Annotated in this window: 13 protein-coding genes and 1 other RNA gene; all 14 read right to left on the bottom strand. The window is 35.5% G+C overall.

Annotated features, from left to right (window positions below; translation table 11 throughout):
* Window positions 1-157: 157 nt before the first annotated feature.
* The 14 genes from BN3326_RS17320 to gpmI all read right to left on the bottom strand — a co-directional run bounded on the left by BN3326_RS17320 (window position 158) and on the right by gpmI (window position 18,355).
* Entirely contained in the window at window positions 158-1,912 is a 1,755-nt protein-coding gene (locus tag BN3326_RS17320) for an ATP-binding protein (RefSeq protein WP_070000518.1), read from the bottom strand.
* Between the two features lie 539 nt (window positions 1,913-2,451).
* The gene (locus BN3326_RS17315; RefSeq protein ID WP_070000517.1) at window positions 2,452-4,044 is read right to left on the bottom strand and encodes a hypothetical protein; all 1,593 of its coding nucleotides are present in this window, start codon (window positions 4,042-4,044) and stop codon (window positions 2,452-2,454) included.
* 517 nt (window positions 4,045-4,561) lie between these two features.
* Window positions 4,562-4,908: a transfer-messenger RNA gene (gene ssrA / locus BN3326_RS17310) on the bottom strand.
* A gap of 57 nt (window positions 4,909-4,965) precedes the next feature.
* Window positions 4,966-5,436 (bottom strand): SsrA-binding protein SmpB, encoded by a 471-nt coding sequence (smpB, locus tag BN3326_RS17305; protein ID WP_070000516.1) that lies wholly within the window; start codon window positions 5,434-5,436, stop codon window positions 4,966-4,968.
* 243 nt (window positions 5,437-5,679) lie between these two features.
* Window positions 5,680-5,892 carry a (2Fe-2S)-binding protein gene (locus tag BN3326_RS17300; RefSeq protein WP_070000515.1) on the bottom strand — a complete coding sequence of 71 codons (213 nt, stop codon included), beginning with the start codon at window positions 5,890-5,892 and terminating at the stop codon, window positions 5,680-5,682.
* A gap of 17 nt (window positions 5,893-5,909) precedes the next feature.
* Window positions 5,910-7,241 carry an FAD-dependent oxidoreductase gene (locus tag BN3326_RS17295; protein WP_070000514.1) on the bottom strand — a complete coding sequence of 444 codons (1,332 nt, stop codon included), beginning with the start codon at window positions 7,239-7,241 and terminating at the stop codon, window positions 5,910-5,912.
* Window positions 7,242-7,449: 208 nt separating this feature from the next.
* Window positions 7,450-8,151 (bottom strand): MgtC/SapB family protein, encoded by a 702-nt coding sequence (locus tag BN3326_RS17290; protein ID WP_070000513.1) that lies wholly within the window; start codon window positions 8,149-8,151, stop codon window positions 7,450-7,452.
* Between the two features lie 61 nt (window positions 8,152-8,212).
* A complete protein-coding gene (locus BN3326_RS17285; protein WP_070000512.1) occupies window positions 8,213-10,333 on the bottom strand; it encodes a copper amine oxidase N-terminal domain-containing protein in 2,121 nt (706 codons plus the stop codon).
* 128 nt (window positions 10,334-10,461) lie between these two features.
* Window positions 10,462-11,076, bottom strand: coding sequence for a peptidoglycan recognition protein family protein (locus BN3326_RS17280; protein WP_070000511.1), 615 nt, complete (start codon window positions 11,074-11,076; stop codon window positions 10,462-10,464).
* Window positions 11,077-11,258: 182 nt separating this feature from the next.
* Window positions 11,259-13,445 (bottom strand): ribonuclease R, encoded by a 2,187-nt coding sequence (gene rnr / locus BN3326_RS17275; RefSeq protein ID WP_070000510.1) that lies wholly within the window; start codon window positions 13,443-13,445, stop codon window positions 11,259-11,261.
* Window positions 13,446-13,658: 213 nt separating this feature from the next.
* Window positions 13,659-13,907 carry a preprotein translocase subunit SecG gene (gene secG, locus BN3326_RS17270; protein ID WP_070000509.1) on the bottom strand — a complete coding sequence of 83 codons (249 nt, stop codon included), beginning with the start codon at window positions 13,905-13,907 and terminating at the stop codon, window positions 13,659-13,661.
* 79 nt (window positions 13,908-13,986) lie between these two features.
* The gene (locus BN3326_RS17265) at window positions 13,987-14,796 is read right to left on the bottom strand and encodes a YIP1 family protein (RefSeq protein WP_070000508.1); all 810 of its coding nucleotides are present in this window, start codon (window positions 14,794-14,796) and stop codon (window positions 13,987-13,989) included.
* A 252-nt stretch (window positions 14,797-15,048) separates the two neighbouring features.
* Entirely contained in the window at window positions 15,049-16,368 is a 1,320-nt protein-coding gene (gene eno / locus BN3326_RS17260; RefSeq protein WP_070000507.1) for a phosphopyruvate hydratase, read from the bottom strand.
* Window positions 16,369-16,819: 451 nt separating this feature from the next.
* Complete coding sequence (gpmI, locus tag BN3326_RS17255) at window positions 16,820-18,355, bottom strand: 2,3-bisphosphoglycerate-independent phosphoglycerate mutase (RefSeq protein ID WP_070000506.1); 1,536 nt, start codon at window positions 18,353-18,355, stop codon at window positions 16,820-16,822.
* Between the last annotated feature and the right edge of the window lie 16 nt (window positions 18,356-18,371).

Raw genomic sequence — 18,371 nt, 5'->3', positions numbered from 1 at the left:
TTCTGTATTTGAAATAGGCTTGAAAACATTGCTTTTTTACCTATCTTATATATAATATATCTTTATGAAGAACACTCGTTCGTTTTTATAAACTCTTTTAATAAAGTTAAAACGTATTATCGTATTAAAAATCACTTCAACTGAGAATACTTATTCTTTATACTCTTTTAAGTTCATCTATTAACCATTCTAGTTGTGTTCGTGCTTCCGCAATAAGTTCATCAAATGACATGAGCTTTAAATTCTGAGTGTCATCGAGAATATTAGAGTTTACAGTACCTCCTAAAACTATAATATCTATAACAGCATTACGAATAAATTCTTTTAAATCATCTCTGTATTCAAGTGCTTGCATCTCGTGCACTCTTTCAATCTTAATAGATGGTCTCTTAAATTCGATTAAAAGATAAGCATTCTTGTATCCTTTGTTTAAAAGTAGGTCAGGTCTTTTATTAGCTCTATTTCCTGTAAAGTGCTTATTATAAAACTTATCAATAATTGATGCAGTAGTAACATTGGAACCCATCATATTATAATCATATCCAAATATCCACATGTTTTGTTCAATTGCCTTGTGAATATCCTTTTCTAAAGTATCTTTTTTATTTACAAGCTTTTGTAAATAGTCGAGAAATTTTAGTCTAGTCTTTGCTTGTTGAGCTATTATTCCAACATCTGCTAAACCAAATTCATTTAGAGCTTCTGCAAAAGTATGTACATCCTGTTCACTTGCTATATTTATGTTGTCTATAATGTCAAAGTAGATATCCTTCTCTAAGGCCTCTATCATTACATTAATTATAATGTCTATTTTCGCTTCACTCTCTCCATAAAAATTTTTTAGGATATTTTTTATTCTTTTTGAAGCATATTTTCTACGATTTTCTGGTAATCTGCTTAATTGTAATTCTAATTTTTTTTCTATATTTTTTGTTTGAATCTTTATTTCCTCTTTAAATTTTTTATGAAGTTCCGTAGTTACCTTTTCACATATAAATGCCTTTAGTTCTTGATAATCTCGTGTGTTTTCAAGTATTCCCCATGAGTTAGTAGTAAACTCCAAGAGAAAATTAGCTTCTACTTCACCATACACTTTATGTAATAATTTCATAGGTATACTTTCATCTTCTTCAATGCCCCAGAACTGAGGTTGTCCAATAATTTTATTTGAAACTCTTAAAACAATACCAGAATCATTTTTCTTAAGCCTTTTTTCTGTAATATTAAAATTTAATATAATATCCTTATTTTTTCCCAAGGAATGATTAAACTGAAAATGTTCTCCCCCAATATTTTCAACACACAAAATTTTATCGTTTATATAAATATTAAAATTCGGCTCTCTCCCATATTCAAGCAAAAGTATTTTCTTTAGCTTTTCCAGTCCAGGCATTATAAATGAAGGATTAAATTCACTGAGGTATATAGTAGTTCCATGCTCGAAAGGTTCAACCTTACAATTCTCTATATTAATATCTAATTCATTTAAGTTAATATCAACATCTATAAGTTTACTTTTATCTATTATAAGTTCTGCACATCTACCATTAGATTTGGTATTTAAGTTCATTTTTCCTGCCAAAGTTAATCCTGCAAATTTTCCAATTCCTTTTTTACCTTTAACCTTTCTTTTTTTCTCTATAGTATAGAGCCCCTTACTTTTCACCCTATCTCTAGCTATATGTAAATATTCTTTCTTAATACTATCTTCTGTCATACCTAAACCATCATCTTGTATTATAATAGTACAATTTTCACTTAATCCATCTTCAGGCAATGTTATCCATACATTGTTAGCATCTGCATCCCACGCATTATCTATCAACTCCTTTAAAGCTAATTCGCAGGTAGAATAACTTTCACCTAATAAATTGGCTAACCTACCCTCAATAAAAAAGTGTGCTCTAGACATGACATTTCCTCCTTATTTATTCATCAAATATTTAATTTTACATTTTCTCATAGTTTTAAAATTTCCTTGTGCCGCCTTTTATTTTTTACAATCTTATTTTGATAAGTCCCTCAGCTTATATATTATATAGACATTTTGCTATCTCCAATAATTATATTTGTATGTCTTCCCTAAAATATCAAAGCTGCAACTGATAATATGTATTGAACTAAACTTAAGATCTTAGCTTTTATACTTATTAAGTATTTATCAATATACTCATCATGCACATTGAAGGTTTTAACTGATTTATTATGCTGCATAAATTTAAACTCTAGAAAACTTGATTTGTCTTTTTCATCTGTTGATAGAATAAATTAAGAATCTGGAAATACTTCAGCTACTTTTTTACCTTTTTCTACGACTGGTTTTACTATATAGACTTTAAATTTTCATCAAAATTTTTTGTCGCTTAAAGATATATCGTTCTATTAGTTATTTTTTTTATAACTATACTCAGTTTTCTGTGTCTATTTTTTATTCTAGCATTAGTATCTGTTTTAAGACTGATTTGGACTTTTATGCTTTCTAAAGAACTCTTTTAATACCTTTTTATGCTCTGTATATATTTGTTTGTTGCTGAAAAAATCCATTAGCATTCCTCTATTCAAATAAATACTCTTGGGAAAATTTTTCTCCTGCAATAGCCTTATGATTTTTTTTCTTTTACTAATTTCACTCATATAATTTAAAGCATCTTCTGTGAAATCTCCCGAAGTAATGAATAATGGTAAGACTTTCTTACCAGTCTCTGATTCAACAATTGTGCAGGTCTTCTCAAAAAACTTTTTTACAGTATCAGCCTCTTTGTCAGTATCACCTAATTCAATCAATGTTCCTTCGTTATATCCTTTTGTTTCACATACAATAAGATAATCATCATCAACTGATATTACAATATCACACTCACATCTATCCCCATTGCTATCATATTTAACACCAATTTTCACACTACTGTATCCTTGATTACTAAAAATTGAAGCTATAAGAAAGTTGAATACATAACCTTTCAGCGAGCCGAATTTGCCATCATGTCCACTTTGATCTGCTGCAGCTAGTATCCCAGCTAACGCTTCTGCATCGACATTTCTAGGATCAAGGATTCTAACCATTTTTAAAGCTTCTGCTATTTTAGTTCCAAACACCTCAGTAACTGAAACAATCATAATGCCGCGTTTTCGAACAGCTTTCAAAGCATCCTCATCAATGGATTGAACAAAACAAATGGGAATTATTCTGAAATTATTTTTTGTTTTCAATTTCCCATACAACACACTTATGCGCGCAATAAACCCTGATACATCATACATTCTCATTTCACGATATAATACAGACTCAATTACAATTAGTGAGCCAGTTTTTTCCTCTGTTGGACTAAATATAGAGTCATTCTTAGATTCATATAATCCCCATAAATATGAAAATCCATATGCATCCCAATAATATCCATTGATTCCTTTTTCATCATCGTCTTCTTTTGCTACATGTGTGGAATTCCACCCCGCTATATTCATTCTCTCTATCCACCGAAGTAGTTCTCCTGTAAATTGTTTTCCAAATGCCAAATCTCTTAGTCTTTCCTCAAGCTTTATCTCATTTGTATTTATTAAAGGGACCCAACCTTCATGGGCAATAACAAAACTATCATGATTAAATTTTCTAATTGGTTTTACAAGCTTAAGTCTGAGCATATCATTAAAAATTTTTTCTACAGTTTTATGTTTATTATCCTTAACTTGTTCACTATTAAATACGCCCGCTGAAATTTTTACAAATTCAGACCAATGAAGAAATCCATCTTGCTCAATTAGTGCTTGGTATACTCTATGAATTGTTTGAGCATGGTCAGGAATTACCTCCCTAAGTTTATTTCGAATATTTTGTTTGGGAAGGAAATAAATCACTTGATTTCTAGTGAATTTTACTGGTTCTGTAGTAAGTAAGCTGTTGTTATTCTTCAATCGATATATTACTTGCCGAGCATTGTTTTCTGTTACTCCTGTCTTTGAAATTAAGTATTCTTGCAACTCACTGCCAAGCAAAGGCCCATTATCTTGTAATATTTTTGTACAAATCATCTCATAATTAATCATTTATAAATCCTCTTTTTCATATGTGTAACACTGCCCTTAATATATTTAAAATATCTATTGGCATTGTCCATTTTCATTTATAACTCAGGTACTACAAGGTTTTTGCCTACTCCTAAATCTAAAATTTATGTAACAGTGGTATTCTGCTTAATTAAATTTATTAAAACAAGAAATTTTTCGAGGAATACTTAGCACATAGAACAAGCTTGTACTAATGCCAATTAATATTTTTCTGATAGTCATGATAATTAATGAGTTCCATAAACATTAACATTTATACTACTTCTAAATGAGATGTACTCCATATAGCATTAGATTCTTACTAAAATTATTTTTAATTGACTTAAAACATGCTCTTTGCTTATTCTTTATAACTTACACAGATAATCAAAGCACTTGTCTTATAATCATATTTACTTGTGGTACGGCTCTATACTATTAAGTCTAAACTTTTTTCCTCTAAAATGCAAACAACCCACGAATTCCAACTAAGTTGTCAGAAATTCGTGGGTTATAACCATGGAGGTGAGGGGAATCGAACCCCTGTCCGAAAGCCCGGATATTGTGGTCTCTACCATCATAGCCTTTTCTTTAACATTCCCTCTGCTAAGCGTCTAAAGGCGGACTCTTAGTTTCAGTAGCTTCATGGTTACTCTCGTTGCTGCAAAGCTTAGGCAGGAGAGTGGCCCGCTAGTCGAAGCCTCGGTCTAAGCTGCGGGGGGCTTAGGGAGACTGCTGCCCTTAGGCTGCGATTGCTAAATTATCTTCAGCGTTTACTATTTTGCCAGCTTTTTACGTAGACTCCAGCAAACTACGGATGGCTGCCCCGATAGACGTGACCCCCGTCGAAACCATTGCACCCCCTTATTATAATGCGGGGCTTACGGTATACTTGACGCGGCCAATGCGACTATATGGCGACTATAAGTTTTTGATCTTAAATTCTCTTTCGTTCTGACGACGTTCATCCTTCTTGGCAATATCATCGCGTTTGTCATGAAGTTTCTTACCACGGGCAAGCCCGATCTCCATCTTGACTAAACTGCCTTTGATATAAACCTTAAGGGGTACTATCGTCATCCCTTTTTGAGTTGTTTCACCAATTAACTTAGTGATTTCTCTTTTGTGAAGTAAAAGTTTACGGGTACGAAGAGGATCTTTATTAAATATGTTTCCCTTATCATACGGATTAATATGCATGTTAAAGATATAAGCTTCTCCATCTTTGATCTTGATGAAGCTTTCTTTAACAGAACCAGCACCTTGACGAATAGATTTAACTTCTGTTCCGACAAGTACAATACCTGCTTCATAAGTTTCTTCTATAAAATAGTCATGATAAGCTTTTTTGTTCTGTGCTATTAATTTGTATGCATTTTTATCCTTTGGCATACTCGCTCTTCCTTCCCTTATTTGATGGTGCATAGACTATTATATCACATATACGTTTATTTGCAAGAGTTAAAGAGTCCCATTATTGGAACTCTTTATAGCATTTCTATCATTTCTAAAACCTAGCAGGGTGGGCGGGGGCACTTTACGGCTCGACTCGGGTTTGGCAGTGGGTAGGCGGGAGAGACGTAAAGTGCCCCCGCCGCCCCTGCGAACCTTACCAAAGAACAATCACTCAATCCGTTATTCCGTCATACTCTCAATCAGCTCCCTAATCTTCGGCGTACACCTATTCCCCTTGCATCCACCACTTCCTGCACCAGTCACCTTTTGCACCGCTTCTACGGTATGCGCACCATCCTTAATAGCTTCCTTAATTACCTTACGGCTAATCCCCTTACAAATACATACCTTAGTCAATTTATCCTTTAACGCTTGATCTAAATCGTCACTCATATACACCGCTCCTTTTTTTAGAGTGCCTTAAGCGCTGCTGCATTTAGCAGACTCCAAGGCTTATTAAAGTGGGGTTGAAAAAAGAAATCTGTCATAGCCAGTTCTTCGATCGTCATATTATTTTGTACAACTACAGATAAAGTATTCATAAATTGGGTCAAATCCTGCTTAGAAATAATCTGCCCCCCAAGGATCCTTCTTGTAGACTTATCATAAACTAATTTAACAGTAGCCATTTCAAAAGTCGGCATAAACTCCGGTCGATAGTTATCTGTAAGGACTACAGCGTCGATCTCCCTATCTGTAGTTGCTCTTGCCACCTCTTCAGTCATACCCGTAGAAGCAATACAATATTCATAAATCTTAATACCTGATGTAGCTTGTGTCCCCATATACTTAAGCTTAGGTTCCATAAGGTTTTTAGCTACCAAAGTCCCCATTCTTACCGCATTTGTTGCAAGAGGAATATAACGATAATCTCCCGCTGGGTTAAACCGTACCACACAGCAGTCCCCTGCAGCAAAAACATCCTTTTCACTCGTTCTCATATAGTCATCAATAAGAATGGCCCCATTAGGCAACGTATCAATCTTTCCTTTGACTAAAGCGCTATTAGGTGCAAACCCAATGCACATCACAACCAGATCTGCATCATAACTCGCCCTATCTGTAATAACTTTTGTCACTTTTCCTTGTTCGCCTTCAAACTTAACAACCGATTCTTTAAGTGCAAGCTTTATGCCATGATTAATAAACGCATTTTCTGCAAGGTCTGTAAATTCATCATCTAAATATTTACTCATAATACGTTCTTCTGCATCAATAAGTGTAACCTGCTTGCCTTTTACCTCAAAAGCCTCTGCAAGCTCTACACCAATGTAGCCTGCGCCTATTACCACCACATTTTGAACTTCCTCTGTCTTTTGAATGATAGTCTGCGCATGATTATAATTTTTACAAAGTACAATGTTCTCTTGATCTATCCCTTCTATCGGCGGGATTACCGGCCATGAGCCCAGTGTAAGGATTAACTTATCATAGTGATCTTCAAACACTTCACCATTAGTTAAATTTTTAACTTTCAAAGTCCTGCTTTTAAAATCTATGTCTAGTACATCATGCTCCATTCGGGTTTTTACACCAAGCTTAACAAGCCCTTCAGGCGAATTATAAAATAATTTTTGAGAATCTTCTACAACACCTCCTACATTAAGGGCAATACCACAAGATAAAAATGAGATATTATTATTTCTTTCATACACTGTCACATCACAGTCTTTATAGAGTGCTTTAATATTAACAACAGCAGCTGTGCCTGCATGGGTACATCCTACAACAACGACTTTCATTTTAATTCCTCCCATTTCAAAATATTCATCATTACATCTATTAATTACATTTATTATTATGCTTATTTCATATTTTAAACATATCATATATAATAACAAATATCAATGGAAATCTATTATTATTAACAAAATTATATGTAAATTTAAAAAGAACCAAAAGAAGGATACCTTGAATAGATATCCTTCTTTTGGATTCCTTTAGCTTCTTCTATATCTGTGCAACATCTTCTACGTTAAGCACACCGTCTAAACTTCGCAGTAGTGCCATAATATCGGCATGGTTCTCATTATGGGAAGTTTGAATCGTCAACAGAGCCCCTACCCCTTGAGCGTTGTATTTACTTGGCTCTGTGAGCTGAATACCGAGTATCTTCAACTCATAAGTTTTTGTCAGATCAATAAATACCCTTACATTTTCAATATTTGAAAACTCCATATAAATTTCTAAAATTGGCGATTTTGCTACAATCATATTATCTACTTTTTGTACCACAGTCATAACGATAAAGATAAAAATACATCCGATGATTGCTGCAGAATAGAAGCCAATACCTATTGCAAGTCCCATCGTCGCTGAGGCCCAAAGCCCTGCTGCTGTGGTAAGTCCTCTAATCTGCTGCCTGCCCGTTACAATAATTGTTCCTGCACCTAAGAAACCTATTCCGCTTATTACTTGGGCTCCAAGCCTTGCTGGATCTACAATCTCACCGTAGACATTGAAAATATATTGATTGGTAATCATCGCAAGAGTTGCCCCTATACATACGAGAATATGTGTCTTTAAGCCTGCTGGTCTTCTTTTTTTGATACGGTCAAAACCAATAATCCCCCCACACAGGCACGCCAATACAAGCCTTACGATAATAGAAAGAATGTTCACTTCATTTAAATAAGCGCCTATATTTTGCAAGTTACTTCACCCTCTCTATTTTTCTATATTTGATGTTGTGCCTAGCCCTATTTTTTTAAACCTAATTAAATATAACCATTCTAAGCACTTCATCCCATTTTGTTTCAACGCCCAGTGCCCTTGTAATTTCTGCTACGGGCACAAAAGTTCTGTCATGATATATCTCTGGCGGTGCCGACATTTGCTTTGCTACGCCATCTATATGCATAATACTGCTTCCTATTTTAAGCGCTATCACCTGATCCCCCACCACCGTTACTGTCCGTGTAGTACCATTCCACATAACATTACCTGGGTCAATCCCCAGCGCATAAGCTACATATTTGATCGGCAGCATAGTGCGCCCATTTTTAATATAGGGAGGTGCATCCATTGCTTTTTTCTGTCCTCCGACTGTATAAGCAGCTTCACCTATTTTAAAGGTTACCTGCTCTTTTACAACCGGTGCGCCGTCTTTACTGATAATCATAAAAGCCCCCTGCATCACTGGATCTATATCTGAGCTTGATGTAAAATCAGATAAAGCTGGTCCCCCAACTTCTGCCGTATAGGTCCCTTCTGCTACCATTTGATTGACAGTTACTAAGAAATCTTTGATTTCTATGATAGATGCACTATTTGATCTTCTGGTAACGGGTATTTCTATACCTCCAGGGACTATTTTTGCACTGCCTAGCCTAATATCTCCAGCTATTACCTGAACTAGTGGAGGATGTGTAAAGATAACCTGACTGTCTTCTATTTTAATAAACAGGTGGGTATCTTGCCTGATTTCGCCTTTTGCCGTCTCAGTTATAGTAATTTTACCCCCTCTTTGATCTTTAAGTCCCAGTCTTAGATGCATAGGTGACATTGTAACCCGTGCAGCAGGCTTAACTTCAAGAATACTTGCCGAGAGCGTATTGATTAAAGACCTGCCATCTGCTATCACTTCTATTTCGCCTTCTGTAGATGACGGTAAATCAAGGGGGAGTTCAAATTGATACTTCATTGTAGTTCCTGATAACTGTGGTACTTCAAAACCTACTGCCTTGCCATTTTGCATAATAGGATAATACAGCATCTTGGTGCCATTTAAGGTAACCTCAACTCTATTATCTTGCCCTAATCTAACCCGTGCACCCTTCGTAAAAGTAAAAGTAGTAAGTCTTTCTCGGATTAAAGACTGATGCACTTTTTCTTCAAGGGTAAAAGTGACATTTTTAGATTTACCCGCTACCGTCTCCTCCATCTTTGCTGCTATAAGGTCAATACCATAATCCACAACTTTAAGTACATTTACAGTTGTATTAAAGATCAGATCCCCTTGTAAGTTAACAGTAACCATTCCCTGTGCTGGTGTTTGGTTGGTCGTCTTAAGCCCTACCCCGCTTAAAACAAATCCCCCTGTAGATTGCACACTACTAAGGTCCGGTAATGTAAGTTCTAAAGTCTGTGCATCAATCTTTCTTAAATTTTGACTGCCTCCGGTTATTGTATCAAAACCTTTAATACCCTGTAATTTAGGCACTCCAAGCGATGGCATATCAAGGACAAACTCATAGTCATTAGAATTTAAAACCATTTGAATAGTATTTCTTTTATGATTTAACATCGCCTTATGAAAAGCTTGTGAATAAGGCTCTTCAATCACTAAATCAGCCATCACACTATCTCTTGTTGCAGTGCTTACTTTATCTGATGTAACTTTTCCCCTATAGTCCATTGACTTTGCAAAACTATGGGTATTTGCGCTTACAGCTGTATTATTATTATTAATCCTAACCGTAGCCACAGCTTCTTTGATCTGTGTATGCAGCGGGATCCTCAAACTCACACCCGCAAAAATCATTGCGTCCTTAACTCTTATCTGAAGCTCTTTATGATTTATTTTTAAAGTCTCTAATCGTGGCATACTCTCAGAAAAGGGCATCCCTTGTATTTCACCTATAATTTCATTGATGCCAGTTCCTACTGCCCATTCAGCACCTTCTAGTATCAAATAGAAAGTATCTTCGGGTTCTAGTTCATCTTTTAAATCTATCACTAAACGGGGAGCCCCTTGGGCTTCAATTACTTCATCTACGCCCACTGTTACTACCTTTGTAATTCTATTATCTGATGCGCTATAGCTGATCGTCGGAAACATTGTAAATATAATCGCTGAAACTAATAGATAAATGATACTTTTTTGCATTGTCATATCGAAAGTCCTCCTAGTCGTCCTATAATTGACGTCGATTTTTTAGATTCCTCTCCTCCATTATAAAGGATTAAAAAACATAATGACAATACAAGTACCCCTCTTCCCTTCAATTCCCTTGTTAATAATTAGTAGCCTCTAAACTCTTTTTCAACCTTATCTATAAATGCATCCCAGTTTTCAAGAATAAGTCTAGGACAGGCTTTACCACTAAAATGTTGATGTGTTGTAACCCTTGAAAGCGGTATTTTATAGTATTTCATAAGATAAGCAATAAGCTTAATTGCATTTTCTTCTGACTGTTCGTAATTGCCTGATTCACAAATCTCTATCCCGATTCCATATTCATTTCCGACTGATGAACCCGCGTGGTGAGCAACTTCATTAAGGGGGATAGCTTCTATAATCTCACGCTCATCTACTACAATATGCCATGAAGTATCTGAAGTGTTCGTTATATTGGTTAAGTAATTTCTTTCACTTCTTGCGTCACTTGTTTCATTGGCTGTGTTATGTACTACAATATATTTAATTTTTCTATGTCTGCCAGGCCTTTTTCCAGACTCTGGTATCGTATCAATTGTATACGGTATCCCTATTACTTTTTCTATATCTTTTTGCACAATAGGCTTTGGCTTTGGCTTTACCAGCATCGCTACGCCTATAAGCGCTATAAGTGTCATAATAAATACTGCATCTTTATAATATTGCCGCCTATGGCTTTTGTCTTTATATTGCTTCATGTTGTCTCCTTAACTTATCTATTTGATTCTTACTATGTCATTTTTCTATACCAGTCCCTCTTGGCATTATACTATAGATTGCTTAGAAAATCTATTTTAAAGATAGCTGGTAACTAAAGCCAGTCTTACCAAAAGCCAGCTGACTTTAGTGGTGGCTAAAGTCAGCTGGCTTTTTAAAAGTTTTATTGCTCTTGTTTATCAAGTTCTTGCTTATTAAATTCTTCTTCACTTACTAATCTAAAATCTATTGATCTTGTGATAGTATCTGTTTTTAGCACCTGTACATAGACCTTATCTCCCAAACGGTAGATTTGTTTTGTACGATCCCCGATCCATCTATGGCCTGCCTCATCATAAATATAATAATCATCTGCCATCTCATTCACATGAACAAGTCCTTCTACTGTATTAGGAAGTTCTACATAAACACCCCAAGAAGTTGTACCTGTAATAACTCCTCTAAATAACTGTCCAACAAATTGTTCCATATATTCAACTTTTTTAAGTTTAATGGTTTCTCTTTCAGCTTCTTCTGCACGTCTTTCACGCATTGAGGATTGCTTAGCCACCTCTGGCATTCTCTCAAACAGTACAGCTTCCTTTTTACCAGTAAGCTGATGATGTAGATTGTATTTAATAATACGATGAATCTGAAGATCCGGATATCTTCTGATAGGTGATGTAAAATGGCAGTAATAACGTGCGGCAAGTCCAAAATGCCCATTACATTCTGCAGTATATCTGGCCTGCTTCATCGAGCGAAGAAGCAGATGACTGATGATGCTTTCTTCTGGCTTATCTGCTATATCATCCAGTATTTTCTGCATATCTTTTGGATGTACCTTTTGAGCAGCACCCTTGATATTATAACCAAAGTTATTAATGAATTCTGTAAGTGCCAATATTTTCACTGGATCTGGATCTTCATGGCTACGGTAAACAAAAGGTTTTTCTTGCCAGAAGTAATCCTCTGCAATTGTCTCATTACATATAAGCATAAACTCCTCGATAATACGGGTTGCCACGTTTCTGTCATAAGGTTTGATTTCTATAGGTGTACCGTCTTTATCAAGAATAATTTTTGTTTCTTCAAAGTCAAAGTCTATCGAACCACGTTTCATACGTCTTTTACGCAGTAGATCCGCAAGGTCTCTCATGCTTTCAAACATAGGAATAAAATCTTTGTAACGCTCTTTAAGCGCCTCGTCTTCATCAATTAATATCTTTTTAACATTTGTATAAGTCATACGTTCATCAATCTTGATAACTGTTTCCATAATTTGATGGCTTTGTACATTTCCATGGGAGTCAATATCCATCATACATGTTAAGGCAAGTCTATCCACCCCTGCATTCAAAGAACAAATGCCATTACTTAGTTTATGTGGCAGCATAGGGATAACTCTGTCAACCAGATAGATACTTGTGCCCCGCTCAAGCGCTTCATCATCTAACGGATGTTTCTCTTTCACATAGTGCGTTACATCAGCAATATGTACGCCTAAACGATACATCCCGTTATCTAATCTTTCTATAGAAATAGCATCATCTAAATCCTTAGCATCTTCTCCATCAATTGTTACCATCTGAAGGGCTCTTAAATCTGTTCTCCCCTTTTTATCTTGCTCTGGTACCTCGGTTGGAATGTTTTCTACTTCGTCCATCACTTCTTTTGAGAATTCTCTTGGTAGATCATATTGATAAATAATAGAAAGAATATCTACCCCCGGATCATTAACATGTCCAAGAACTGATAATATTTGTCCCTCTGGATTTCTGCGTTCTTCTGCCCAATTCGTAATTTGAACAAGTACTTTATGTCCTGAAACTGCACCCTTAGAAAGTTTTTTTGGAATAAAAACATCTCTTGAATATTTTTGATCATCAGGCACAACAAAACCAAAATTTTCGCTCTCTTGATAAGTGCCGACTAAACTTTCTGGACCTCTTTGAAGAATTTCAATAATTTCTGCTTCTGCCCGTTTCTCGGATGTCGGTTGTTTTGTAATTCTGCACATAACTCTATCTTTATGCATAGCACCATTTACCCCTGATGCAGGAATAAAGATATCTTTCTCATCTTCATCAAGTATTAAAAAACCAAATCCTTTAGGATGTCCTTGAAAAGTTCCCGATACGAGATTAAAAGTTTGCGGCACAGCAAACTTGCCTCTTTTAGTCCTTATCACTTTACCTTCTTTAATAAGCTCTCCCAGCATTTCTTCGAGCTCTGGTCTATCAGCCGGCGGAACTTGGAGTATTGTCATAATCTCTTTAATTTTAAGTGGTACATAACTTGGGTGTTTCATCATATCAATTAAGATTTGTTTTCTTGTGGGTGTCTTAGATTGGTTTTCTTCATTTCTCATAAGATCAACTCTTTTCTTTTATAAAGTCATACTCATAGTGTTATTTTTCATCATATTCATAAATTTATTTATAGCTATTATACCCGATTATAGTTTGAATTACTCTTTAAACTAATAATAATCATTATACCATAGTGTACTATTTTTTTTAAGATAAAATATATTTTGATAAAAAAATACACCTTACATTGACAATGTAAAGTGCACTTTTTATTAGTTCAGAATCATAAGTACTAATGCAAGAATTACAAAAAGAGCTGCTGTAGCCTTAGTCCATCTTTCAAACTTACCTTCTAAACTATGTTTTTTGTTTTTATCCCAATAACTATTATTGCTGCTGCTTGTCCCTCCGCCTAGAGAACCAAGTCCTGCTGATTTACCTTCTTGAAGTAAAACAACTGTAATAATTGCAAGTGCTGCAATTACATAGATCACAGTTAAAACTATTTTTACTATGTCCATAGTTTAAAGCCTCCTTCAAACTGTAATGTTTACACATCTTTCCTTATCATATCATAGAGTCATAAAAAAAGCAATAAACTTACATACCATTAAAACTATTTTGCATCATCATCTGTCCGACATAAGCCAGCCCAATCCCTACTAAGGTAAAAAAGGTTTGCACACATACAACAACCCCTATACCTTTTTTAATACTGGTTCTTGTTACGACAGAGTAGCCAATAACTAATATAACAAGTGCCCAGATCGCTGGAAGGCTTAAGAGTTGAGCAATTACATTTAATGCAATATTCCCAGCTAACATATCTTCATCTAATAAAATAGGCAGGCCTAAAACAGTATGTGCTGTAGGAATAAAGAACGCAATTAATTTATCTACACACATCACCGCACTTCCAACCATTTGTGAAAAAAGCGCAACTACAAATAAAGAGCCAAATTTTCCTTTATCTTTTACAATAGCTTTTACTATTTGAATAAGCAAGGCTGTTAAAAAAGCACTTACAAATATCATAACAACTGCTGCTATGATCCCTGATATTTGTGTCATGGCATATCTTTGACCTATCATCTCTTCTGATATGCCGCTCATCCTAAACTGATCATATAGCGTTTGTTTCATAACAGGATTTATAAAAGTAAGTAATGTCGCTATAACTGTAAATAAAATAGAACCTATAATGCCTATAGCCATACCTTGTGGTGGTTCATGATAAAAATTTTCTTCCATCATCTTTTTAGGTGATGAAAATATATTAACAAAATGCATATACCAAGGTGTAATCTCTCTTGTTTCTTCTTCTATAATTTTTTCTCTATCAACTACGGCAAATCCTCCATCTAGAAGGTCTCTTTCTTGTTCACCTGACTGAAATTTTTCTTCATTCATTTTAGCTTCCCCCATCTTTATTTATTTAATCGTATTTATTATATAATAAGCTACTTGATAAAACAATTAACAATATTTTATATATTTTTAAGTTTATTCCTTGACGAATACCAACACATTGACTAATTAGTCATTATCCATTATATGTATAACCTGTATAGCTCAACCTATAAATGTGTTTTTGTATAACCCGTTTAAAAAGAATAAAAATTGGGCTTAGGAAGTCCTAAACCCATATATTTTAATAAATAATTATTGATTAAGATTAAAGAAAGATTTTTTGCCTTTAAACTGCGCAACATCTCCCAATTGCTCTTCGATACGAAGAAGCTGGTTGTATTTAGCTGTTCTGTCTGATCGTGCAGGTGCACCTGTTTTAATCTGTCCAGCATTAACAGCAACTACAATATCTGCTATTGTATCATCTTCCGATTCTCCTGAACGATGAGATACAACGGCTGTATATCCTGCTCGGTTAGCCATTTCAATGGCATTAAAAGTTTCTGTAAGGGTACCAATTTGATTAACTTTGATAAGAATCGAATTACCAATTTGTTTTTGGATACCTTTTTCTAAAATCTCAGTATTTGTTACAAATAAGTCATCTCCAACTAACTGAACTTTCTTGCCAAGTCTTTTTGTAAGAAGCTCCCAGCCTATCCAGTCGTTTTCTCCTACACCATCTTCTATAGAAATAATAGGGAATTTCTCTGTAAGGTTTTCATAGTAGTCTACCATTTCTTCTGATGTTCTTACAATTTGCTGGCCTGCCATTTTGCTTTCGCCTTCAAAATAATATTTGCCATCCTCTGCATTATATAACTCTGATGCAGCAGAATCTAATGCAATGGCTATTTGTTCACCTGGGGTATAGCCTGCTTTTTGAATAGCTTCTACAATAAGCGTTAATACCTCTTCTGCAGTTGAAAGGTCTGGGGCAAATCCACCTTCATCGCCAACACCGGTTGCAAGTCCTCTGCCATTAAGCACCTTTTTAAGGGTATGATAAACCTCTACACACATTTTAAGGGCTTCACTAAAAGATACTGCACCTACTGGCATAATCATAAATTCTTGAAGGTCAACTGTATTATCTGCATGCTGTCCGCCATTTAATATATTCATCATAGGCACTGGAAGTACTTTTGCATTAATCCCGCCTAGATACTGATATAATGGCAGTTTAAGTGCTTTTGCAGCAGCTTTGGCTACCGCCATAGATACTCCTAAAATAGCATTTGCACCAAGTTTTGATTTGGTAGGTGTGCCATCTAGATCGATCATCATTTGGTCTATTGTACTTTGATCAATAGCATTCATCCCAATAATACTTTCGGCAATGATTTTATTCACATTATCTACTGCTTTTTTAACACCTTTACCACCATATCTTGAAGCATCTTCATCTCTAAGTTCAATGGCTTCTCTTTCTCCAGTTGATGCGCCAGATGGTACAATTGCACGTCCAACATAGTCACCTTCTACAACAACTTCAACTTCTATAGTGGGGTTCGCTCTAGAGTCTAATACTTCTCTTGCAAATACATCTAGAATTTCAATATATCCCTTCATAATCAAAGCCTCCCATTTCTGTTTAATATTCTAAACTATTTTTACCGCATTAAAGCCAATTTATGCATCATAAGTGTTTACTTATTCCTGCTTTTAACTGACTTCTTAAGAAAATCATCGCTACACTTGTATGAGCTATTTCTTATATCTATATGTTGACATATTTACAAACTTATATCAAGGTATAATTTCAATAAATTGTTTAAGTATTTCTCTGTTTTTACATCTGTTTTTGATAATGCTAAAAAAGAATAACTGTGGATGCAGTTCCTTGACAACGTCCGCAAGAGGGGGAGTATAGCTATCCTCCCCCCCCCTCGCGGCCCGTTTGCCAGTAACATTTAATACTCCATTACCCCTTTAATTTAATAAAAAATAGCGCATCAGCCTTTATATAAGACATGACGCACTATTTTTAATCTTTTAGATTGTAATTCATATTGCTATATTGCTACTTTTGAAGTAAAGACTCCCCAGTCATTTCTGCTGGTTTATCCATTCCCATCATCTCAAGAAGTGTTGGCGCTATATCTGCAAGCTTGCCGCCTTCTTTAAGCGTTACACCCTCTTTGTAATTCACAAGGACAAAGGGTACAGGATTAATTGTATGTGCTGTAAATGGTTCATTATTTGTATAATCAATCATTTGCTCTGCATTGCCGTGGTCTGCACAGATAAAGGCATAGCCATTTGTTTCTTCAATAGCTGTAATTACCTGCCCTACCGCCTTATCCACTGCTTCTATAGCTGCTTTAGCAGCTGACATGATACCTGTATGTCCTACCATGTCTGGATTTGCAAAGTTTGCTACAATCACATCATATTGACCTGATCTAATAGATTCTTCAAGTGCATCAGCTACCTCGAAAACACTCATCTCTGGTTTAAGATCATAGGTTGCAACTTTAGGCGATGGAATGAGTTTTCTTTCTTCTCCATGATTAGGCTCTTCTACGCCACCATTAAAGAAGAATGTAACATGTGCATATTTTTCTGTTTCAGCAATACGCAGCTGTGTTTTGCCGCACTGCGCTAAATACTCTCCAAAAGTGTTTGATAAAGTTTGAGGTGCAAAAGCAACTTCTTTATTTGGAATAGTAATATCATACTGCGTAAAAGTTACAAAATGTACAGGGATTCTGTCTCTTTTAAAACCACTAAACTCTGGATCACAGAATACTCTTGTAAGCTCACGGGCTCTGTCTGGTCTAAAGTTAAAGAAGATCGCTGTGTCATTTTCTGAAAGTTTAGCTACTGGCGCACCATCTTTAGTAATAACTGTTGGCAGTACAAACTCATCATTTACGTCTTTAGCATAAGAGTCTGCAATAGCAGCTACTGCGTCAGATGCCTCTTCACCTTGGCCATATGCTATAGCATTATAAGCTTTTTCTACACGGTCCCATCTGTTGTCACGGTCCATTGCATAGTATCTGCCTGATACTGTTGCCACTTCACCTACGCCAATCTCCTGCATCTTAGCCACTAAGCTTTCGGCATAGCTTTTGCCAGATGTAGGCGGTGTGTCACGTCCATCTAAGAATAGATGTAAATAAACTTTTGTTAAGCCGATTTTTTTAGCCATTTCTAAAAGTCCATAAACATGTGTAATATGGCTGTGTACCCCGCCATCAGAAAGAAGTCCGAATAAGTGCAGTGCAGTGCCCTTATCTTTACACTTTTGCATGCCTTCACTTAGGGCTTTATTTGTAAAAAAGTCCCCATCCTGAATAGCTTTTGTAATACGTGTAAGTTCTTGATAAACAGTGCGGCCTGCGCCCATATTAAGGTGTCCCACTTCTGAGTTACCCATTTGTCCATCTGGAAGACCTACTGCCATCCCACTTGCATAACCTTTTACAGTAGGATACTGTTTCATAATACGATCTATGTGAGGCTTGTTGGCTTCGCATATTGCATTGGCTTCACATTTATCGTTAATACCGAATCCATCGAGTATTAACAGCAACGTTGTTTGTTTGCTCATTATTTTTCTCCTTTAA

It is taken from the genome of Cellulosilyticum sp. I15G10I2 (assembly GCF_900095725.1).
In the GTDB taxonomy this organism is placed as follows: Bacteria; Bacillota; Clostridia; order Lachnospirales; family Cellulosilyticaceae; genus FMMP01.
Note: the sequence above shows the minus strand (reverse complement) of the source record. Positions and strands in the feature narration are given on the sequence as shown.

Bases quoted from the DNA above. Each gene is read 5' to 3' on its own strand.
- BN3326_RS17315 (WP_070000517.1), bottom strand. From the start codon at position 4,044: ATGATTAATTATGAGATGATTTGTACAAAAATATTACAAGATAATGGG.
- BN3326_RS17280 (WP_070000511.1), bottom strand. From the start codon at position 11,076: ATGAAGCAATATAAAGACAAAAGCCATAGGCGGCAATATTATAAAGAT.
- BN3326_RS17295 (WP_070000514.1), bottom strand. From the start codon at position 7,241: ATGAAAGTCGTTGTTGTAGGATGTACCCATGCAGGCACAGCTGCTGTT.
- BN3326_RS17320 (WP_070000518.1), bottom strand. From the start codon at position 1,912: ATGTCTAGAGCACACTTTTTTATTGAGGGTAGGTTAGCCAATTTATTA.
- gpmI (WP_070000506.1), bottom strand. From the start codon at position 18,355: ATGAGCAAACAAACAACGTTGCTGTTAATACTCGATGGATTCGGTATT.
- BN3326_RS17285 (WP_070000512.1), bottom strand. From the start codon at position 10,333: ATGACAATGCAAAAAAGTATCATTTATCTATTAGTTTCAGCGATTATA.
- rnr (WP_070000510.1), bottom strand. From the start codon at position 13,445: ATGAGAAATGAAGAAAACCAATCTAAGACACCCACAAGAAAACAAATC.
- BN3326_RS17300 (WP_070000515.1), bottom strand. From the start codon at position 5,892: ATGAGTGACGATTTAGATCAAGCGTTAAAGGATAAATTGACTAAGGTA.
- secG (WP_070000509.1), bottom strand. From the start codon at position 13,907: ATGGACATAGTAAAAATAGTTTTAACTGTGATCTATGTAATTGCAGCA.
- eno (WP_070000507.1), bottom strand. From the start codon at position 16,368: ATGAAGGGATATATTGAAATTCTAGATGTATTTGCAAGAGAAGTATTA.
- smpB (WP_070000516.1), bottom strand. From the start codon at position 5,436: ATGCCAAAGGATAAAAATGCATACAAATTAATAGCACAGAACAAAAAA.
- BN3326_RS17265 (WP_070000508.1), bottom strand. From the start codon at position 14,796: ATGAATGAAGAAAAATTTCAGTCAGGTGAACAAGAAAGAGACCTTCTA.